The organism is Bradyrhizobium sp., assembly GCF_049586575.1.
In the GTDB taxonomy this organism is placed as follows: Bacteria; Pseudomonadota; Alphaproteobacteria; order Rhizobiales; family Xanthobacteraceae; genus Bradyrhizobium.
This window is the reverse complement of sequence record NZ_JBAVCF010000547.1, coordinates 1-7,213: the sequence shown is the minus strand read 5'-3', so window position 1 is coordinate 7,213 and position 7,213 is coordinate 1. Positions and strand designations below refer to the sequence as shown.

Below are 7,213 nucleotides of genomic sequence, written 5' to 3'. Positions count from 1 at the left end.
GCCCGGAATCCATAACCACCATAGGGTCCGGGTTTGCGCTAAAAGGCGCGCCCCGGAATGACGACGCTGAGGGAATCCCGATGCCCCGCAACGACAACGAAGTCCTACTCGACGACTGGACCGATCGGATCGTCACCGCGAGAAATCGCCGCCCGTTCACCTCACTGGAGGATTTTGCCCGCGACACTGCGCTGCCCAAGCGCGCGCTGATTTTGCTCGCGGATGCCGATGCGTTCCGTTCCATCGGGCTCGATCGTCGCGCGGCGCTCTGGGCGGTGCGGCGGTTGCCCGATGACATCCCGCTGCCGCTGTTTGAGACGGCTGCGGCTCGCGAGCAACCAGATGAGCGGGCGCAGCCGTTGCCGTCGATGCCGCTCCCGGAACATGTGGTCGCCGACTATCAGACTATCAGGCTGTCGCTGAAGGGGCATCCGATGGAATTTTTGCGGGCGAAATTTGAACGCGAACGCGTGATCGCCTGCGCATCGGTGTCCGATGCCAGAGACAAGCAACATGTTCGCTGTGCGGGCGTGGTGCTGGTGCGGCAGCGCCCCGGCAGCGCCAAGGGCGTCGTCTTCATGACACTGGAGGACGAAACCGGCATTGCCAATATCGTGGTGTGGCCCAAGGTGATGGAGCGGTTCCGGAAAGAAGTGATGGGATCAAGACTGATCCTGGTTGAAGGCACTATTCAAAGCAGCCCGGAAAAGGTCGTGCATCTTGTGGCCGAAAGACTGGTCGACCGATCCGGCGATCTCCTCGATCTCGCCAACGACACGCCGCGCCGCAAGCCTGCATTGCCGGTGGGGCCTGCCCTGATCGAACCGCTCAATGACGACCGGCGCGATCATCCAGACCATCCGGCGCAAAAAATCCGCCATCCTCGCAATGTGCGCATCCTGCCGCCATCGCGGGATTTTCACTAGCAGACGTTCAGCATCAACTGACTCCTGAGTTCGCTATCCCTCTCGGCCGGCATTTCTGGTGGGGGTCCGGATTTCCGCAGACGGTTCTGGTGACAGCGATCAAGCCGGAGCCGCCGCACTGAGCGAGGCGCCGGGTGTTTGGACGGGCAGTCAGCCAACGCCGATGCGGTACTTGAGAATTTGTGTTTCCGCCGGCGCCAATTTCATGATGCCCGGCTTGTCGAGAAAATCGCCGTCAAAATCTGACGGGGAGGCGAAGCCGCGCCAGGGTTCGAGGCAGAGGAACGGCGCGCCTTGCGGCTTCGACCAAATTCCAAGTTCTCGAAAACCTTGCCAGGAAATGCTGATGGCGGGACCGCGATCGGCACTGTAGCGAATCGCGGTGCTTGCGGGGTGGTTCAGGATGACGGCGTCATCGGCAAAAAGCTGTTTTGAAAGCGCAAGGAATTTGCCTTCGATGGGGGTCGATTCGGGCTTCTTGCGGAGCAGGCCGTCTTGCAGACGGCGGATGGGTTCGACCTCTTCGCGCGAGAAACTGATCCCGTAGACCTCCTTGGGCAGTCCCGGCAGCAACGGCCAATTAAAGGCGGGGTGTGCGCCAATTGATGCCGGTAGTGTCTCATCACCTGTGTTGGTGATCTCGAAAACCACGTCCAGATGCGCGCCTTCGACCGCGTAGGTCACAGCCAATCGAAATGCGTATGGAAAATGCAAGCGGGTGACCTGATCGTCCGACAGAACCAGGGTGCAGGATTTCGGACTGCGCTCGCTCCATTCAAACGTCCGATCCCGCGCAAAACCGTGTTGTGTCATTGGAAAGGTTTTGCCCTTACTGCGCATTTCGTCGTTTTTAAGCCGGCCGACGATCGGAAACAGGATCGGTGCATGTCGCGGCCAGGCCGGGCCGGCCTGCCACAACAATTCGAGCCCTTCGCTGTTCTTCAGCGAACACAGTTCGGCGCCGTCAGCGGTAATGATCGCCGAAATCGCGTCGCTTTGTAGCGTATGCTTCATCTTGGTTTCCTGCCGGAAGATAGATTATATTTTTTGGTCACGCGAGATAGGAGTGGAGCAGGGTGGTCAACGTCCTCGGAATCAACTCGGTGTATCACGAGTCAGCGGCGGCCCTGCTCGTCGACGGCGAGCTGGTCGCCGCCGTCGAGGAGGAACGGTTCAATCGTATCAAGCACGGCAAGGAGGCTGATTGGGACAACCCGCATCAGCTCCCCGAGCGCTCGATCCGCTTTTGCCTGAAGCATGCCGGGATCACCGCGCGCGATATCGATCATGTCGCCTACTCGTTCGACCCAAAGCTGCGCCGGAAGCGATATCGCACCGAATGGTGGGATCCGAAGGACGAGGAAACTTTCCATTTGCGGCTCGGTCAGGTGCGCACGGCCGTTGAAGAGCTGTTTGGACGTTCGCTGGGGGAACGGTTGCACTTCGTTCCCCACCATCTGGCACATGCCGCCTCAGTGTACTTTCCGTCGGGTTTCGATCGCGCCGCCATCATCACGATTGACGGGATCGGCGAGACGGCCGGCTCCTCGCTTGCGAAGGGTATCGGTACACGGATCCAGTCCATCGAGACATTCGAGTATCCGCATTCGATCGGTTTCGTGTGGGAGGTGTTCAGCGAGTATATCGGCTTCTCGCACTACGATGCGTCGAAAGCGATGGGCCTGGCGGCTTACGGCAACCCGGAGGTGTTTCGCCAGCAATTTGAATCGGTCCTGCGCGCCGACGGAGAAAACTATGGCGTAGCCCAGGATTTCCTCGGCGGTCAGCCCGACAAGCTCGCCAGAATAGAGGCCTTGTTCGGTCCGCCCCGTGCGGCGGATGCCGAAATGCAGCCACGGCACGCCGATATCGCGGCCGCACTGCAGGCGGCGACCGATGCTGCGGTCATGGCGCTCGTCCGGCGCGTCAAGCGCAAGGTGCCATTCGACAATCTGTGCATTGCCGGCGGCGTCGCGCTCAATTGCGTGACCAATGAAGTGGTCGCTCGATCCGGTGAATTTGCCAACCTGTTCATACCTTCCGCGCCGCACGATGCAGGCACGGCGATTGGCGCTGCCTTTGCCGTGCATTGCGCCAAGCAGAAACGTCCGCCCCAGCGCGGCGCCTCGACGCCATATCTGGGACCTGCGTTCAAGCGGCGCGACATTCTGGCGGCGGTGAAGTCGGCCGGTCTCACGGCGCGGCGAAGCAAGTCGCCCGCGCGCGACGCTGCGGACATGATCGCAGACGGCAAGATCGTCGCCTGGTTTCAGGGCCGCATGGAATTCGGGCCCCGGGCGCTCGGCAACCGTTCGCTATTGGCCGATCCGCGTCGGCCGGAGATGCGCGACATCCTCAATCAGAAGGTCAAGCACCGGGAGGATTTTCGCCCATTCGCGCCGAGCGTGCTGGCCGAACACGCCGATGAATGGTTCGAGGTTGGCGCCCATTCGGCAAGCCACGAGTTCATGCTGTTTGCGCCGGAAGTAAAGGCCGAGCGGCGCAATCGCATTCCCGCCATCGTGCACCAGGACGGGACCGCGCGGGTACAGCTCGTGAGCCGCAAATTAAATCCGCGCTTTCACGAACTCATCTCCTGTTTCTTTGCGAAGACCGGCGTACCGCTCGTCGTCAATACCTCTTTCAACGATAGCGAGCCGATCGTTTGCACGCCGACCGATGCGATCGTGACGTTCCGCAAGTCCGGTATCGACGCCTTGTTCATGGACGATGTGGTTCTGGTGGCGCGGACCTGACCTCGTTCTTTTCGTTTTCGTCTGCTTTACCCAGGGAACGGGCCTTGTCGCAAAGCGGGTCTTTAGTCGGATAGCCGGCGGGCTTGCGGGTTCCGGAGCCTTGGCCCACAATCCCTTTCAAAGGGCCACTGGAGCGATGAATCCAGCCATCCATCGGTCCCGCCACGCTTTAAGAAACGCAAAAATCCAGGGAGAAATGACATGCGCAAACTCATGATGACTGCCGCCCTTGTGTTGCCGATGTTCGGTAGCGCAGCGATGGCGCAGGACACACTCAAGATCGGCTATATCGATCCCCTGTCGGGCGGCGGCGCCAGCATCGGCGAAGGCGGTTTGAAGACATTCCAGTTCCTCGCCGACGAGCTCAACGCCAAGGGTGGTATTCTTGGCCACAAGATCGAGATCGTGCCGATGGACAACAAGACCAACCCGCAGGAAAGCCTTGTCCAGGCCCAGAAAGCGGTCGACGCCGGCATCCACTACATCACCCAGGGCAACGGGTCGTCGGTGGCCGCGGCGCTTGAGGATTTTGTCACCAAGAACAACGCGCGCAATCCCGGCAAGGAAATGCTGTTCTTCAACTATGCTGCGGTCGATCCGGCCCTGACCAACGACAAGTGCAGCTTCTGGCATTTCCGCTGGGACGCCAATTCGGACATCAAGATGGAGGCGCTCACCAGCTATATGAAGGGTGAGAAGTCCATCAAGAAGGTTTACCTGATCAACCAGGACTATTCCTTTGGCCAGGCGGTCCGCACCGAGGCGCGCAAGATGCTCGGCGCAAAGCGGCCGGACGTCGAGATCGTCGGTGATGAGGTGCATCCGCTGCTCAAGGTCACCGACTTCTCGCCCTACGTCGCGAAGATCAAGGCTTCCGGCGCCGACACGGTCGTGACCGGCAACTGGGGCCAGGACTTTGCGCTGCTGCTTAAGGCTGCCGCGGATGCGGGCCTCAAGGTTAACTGGTACACCTACTATGCCGGCGGCGCCGGCGGGCCGACCGCGGTCAAGCAGACTGGCCTCGATCATCAGGTCTATCAGATCACCGAAGGCATCCCGAATTCCGGCAACAAGACGGCGATGGACTTCGAGAAAGACTTCCGCGCCAAGGAGAATATGTCGCTCTGGTATCCGCGCGCGGTCAACGAGATGCGGATGTTCAAGGCTGCCGCCGAGAAGACCAAGTCGCTCGACCCGGTAAAGGTCGCCGCAGCGCTGGAGGGTATGAAGTTCGACGTTCTCGACGGCGGTGAAGGCTTTATGCGTGCGGACGACCACCAGTTCTTCCAGCCGATCTATATCTCCTCGTTCGGCAGCATGAGCGACAAGGCGAAGGACCCGTTCGACGAGGAAAACACGGGTTGGGGCTGGCATCTGGTATCCAAGATCGACACCGCGCAGACCATTCTGCCGACCACCTGCAAAATGAAGCGGCCTGACTGATCCGTTTATCCGCCCCGGTGCGCTATTGTAGGCACCGGGGCGGATCGTTCCGGCCAAGGCGATTGCCGCGAGTTTTTATTGAACCTTTCGCTCAGTCATTAATCGAGCCATTCAGCGGGTGCGCCGTGCTTGAGCTGATCGTCATTTCAACGCTCAACGGCGTTTTGTTCGGAATGCTGCTGTTCCTGCTATCCAGCGGGTTGACCGTCATCTTCAGCATGATGGGGGTGCTGAACTTCGCCCATGCCAGTTTCTACATGCTGGGTGCCTTCTTCGGCTATCAGCTGACCAAATGGATCGGCTTCTGGCCGGCTCTCGTGCTGGCGCCGCTTCTGGTCGGCGCGGTCGGCATGGCCGTCGAGCGCTATGGCCTGCGCAATACCCACAAGCACGGACACGTCGCCGAACTGCTGCTGACCTTTGGGCTTGCGTTTGCGATCGAGGAAATCGTTTCGATGATCTGGGGCAAGAGCCCGGTGGATTACCGGGTTCCGGCGTTGCTCGACTTCCCTGCCTTCACCGTGTTCTCCACCAACTATCCCGCCTACAAGATCTTTATGCTGGCGGTGTCGGTCGCCATCTTCGTGGCGCTTCTGATCGTGCTCAAGAGGACACGCGTCGGCCTGATCGTGCAAGCCGCGCTGACCTATCCGAGTATGGTCGGTCATCTCGGTCACAATGTCGGGCGGGTGTTCATGCTGGTGTTCGGCGTCGGCACCGCACTCGCGGGCCTTGCCGGCGTTATCGCCGGTCCCTCGCTGGTGACGCAGTCCGACATGGCCGGCCTGCTTGGCCCGATCCTGTTCGTGGTGATCGTCTTCGGCGGGCTAGGCTCGTTGCCCGGCGCTTTCATCGCTTCGCTGCTGATCGGATTGATCCAGACGTTTGCGGTTGCCGTCAACGGTTCGCTGGCCAGCGTATTTGGGCCGCTCGACCCGAGCCTTGGACCGTCGGTGCTGACGGACATCTGGAACGTGACAATCGCGCAAATCGCACCCATCCTGCCTTATGTACTGCTTGTGCTGATCCTGATCGTCCGTCCCATGGGCCTGCTCGGGACGCGTGAAACATGACCGACGTCGCAGAGCCGAAGGAACACGCGAGCGGCGGGGTCCGCTTCTACGGCATCTGGCTGGTTGCCGCGATAGCGCTGACCGTGCTGCCGCTGATCTTCTCCTCGGGTGGCTCGCTGACGTCGTTCAGCCTGATCGGCATCGCCATCATCTTCGCGCTCTCCTACAACATCCTGCTCGGCCAGACCGGGCTGTTGTCGTTCGGCCATGCCGTTCAGTATGGCCTCGGCGGCTTCCTTGCCGTCCACGTCATGAACGCGGTCGCCAACCACAACTTGCCGATCCCGCTGCCCTTCATTCCGCTGGTCGGCGGCGTCGGCGGACTTGCCTTCGCGATCGTGGTCGGCTGGGTGATGACCAAGCGCGCGGGCACCGTGTTTGCGATGATTTCGCTCGGCATCGGCGAACTGGTGGCGTCCTCGTCGCTGATCCTGCGCAGCGTGTTTGGGGGCGAATCCGGCATCACTACCGATCGCACCGCCTTGCCGCACATGTTCGGCTGGACCTTCGGGCCGCAGCGCCAAGTCTACTACCTGATCGCGTTCTGGGTGATGATTTCGGCGATTGCGATGTACGCACTGACCCGCACGCCGCTCGGGCGCATCTGCAACGCTGTGCGCGACAATCCGGAACGGGTCGAATTCATCGGCTACGATCCTCATGTTGTCCGCTATTTCGCCTACGGCTTTGCCGGTTTCTTCGCGGGCGTCGCCGGCGGTCTCACGGCCATCAATTTCGAGATCGCGAACTCCGCCTATCTCGGGGCGACGCAATCCGGCCTTGTTCTGTTTGCGGCCTTCATCGGCGGCACCGCCTATTTCTTCGGGCCGATCCTGGGCGCGATCCTCGTCACCTATCTGCAGCTCGGGCTGACCGACGTCACCACGGTCTGGCAGCTCTATTTCGGCATCATCTTCATCGGCATCGTCATGTTCGCGCCGGGCGGCATCGCCGAGCTTTTGATGATGCACCGTCCGCTGATCCGCGCCGGATCGTGGGCCGTGGTGATCCCGTC

General features: G+C 60.8%; 6 protein-coding genes. 5 read left to right on the top strand and 1 reads right to left on the bottom strand.

Annotated elements, in window-relative coordinates; all coding sequences use genetic code 11:
* The coding region (locus WB528_RS20480; RefSeq protein ID WP_423890230.1) for an OB-fold nucleic acid binding domain-containing protein at nt 1-926 on the top strand (926 nt) is incomplete at its 5' end.
* Between the two features lie 150 nt (nt 927-1,076).
* Here WB528_RS20480 and WB528_RS20475 read toward each other — a convergent pair.
* Complete coding sequence (locus WB528_RS20475) at nt 1,077-1,940, bottom strand: aldose 1-epimerase family protein (protein ID WP_423890229.1); 864 nt, start codon at nt 1,938-1,940, stop codon at nt 1,077-1,079.
* Between the two features lie 62 nt (nt 1,941-2,002).
* Here WB528_RS20475 and WB528_RS20470 point away from each other — a divergent pair, with 62 nt between their 5' ends.
* The 4 genes from WB528_RS20470 to WB528_RS20455 form a co-directional block, all read left to right on the top strand.
* Entirely contained in the window at nt 2,003-3,682 is a 1,680-nt protein-coding gene (locus tag WB528_RS20470) for a carbamoyltransferase family protein (RefSeq protein ID WP_423890228.1), read from the top strand.
* Between the two features lie 201 nt (nt 3,683-3,883).
* Entirely contained in the window at nt 3,884-5,125 is a 1,242-nt protein-coding gene (locus WB528_RS20465) for a branched-chain amino acid ABC transporter substrate-binding protein (RefSeq protein WP_423890227.1), read from the top strand.
* Nucleotides 5,126-5,250: 125 nt separating this feature from the next.
* Entirely contained in the window at nt 5,251-6,198 is a 948-nt protein-coding gene (locus tag WB528_RS20460; protein WP_423890226.1) for a branched-chain amino acid ABC transporter permease, read from the top strand.
* Nucleotides 6,195-7,213: branched-chain amino acid ABC transporter permease (locus WB528_RS20455; RefSeq protein ID WP_423890225.1), on the top strand; the 1,019-nt coding region annotated here is incomplete at its 3' end. The genes WB528_RS20460 and WB528_RS20455, both read left to right, overlap by 4 nt.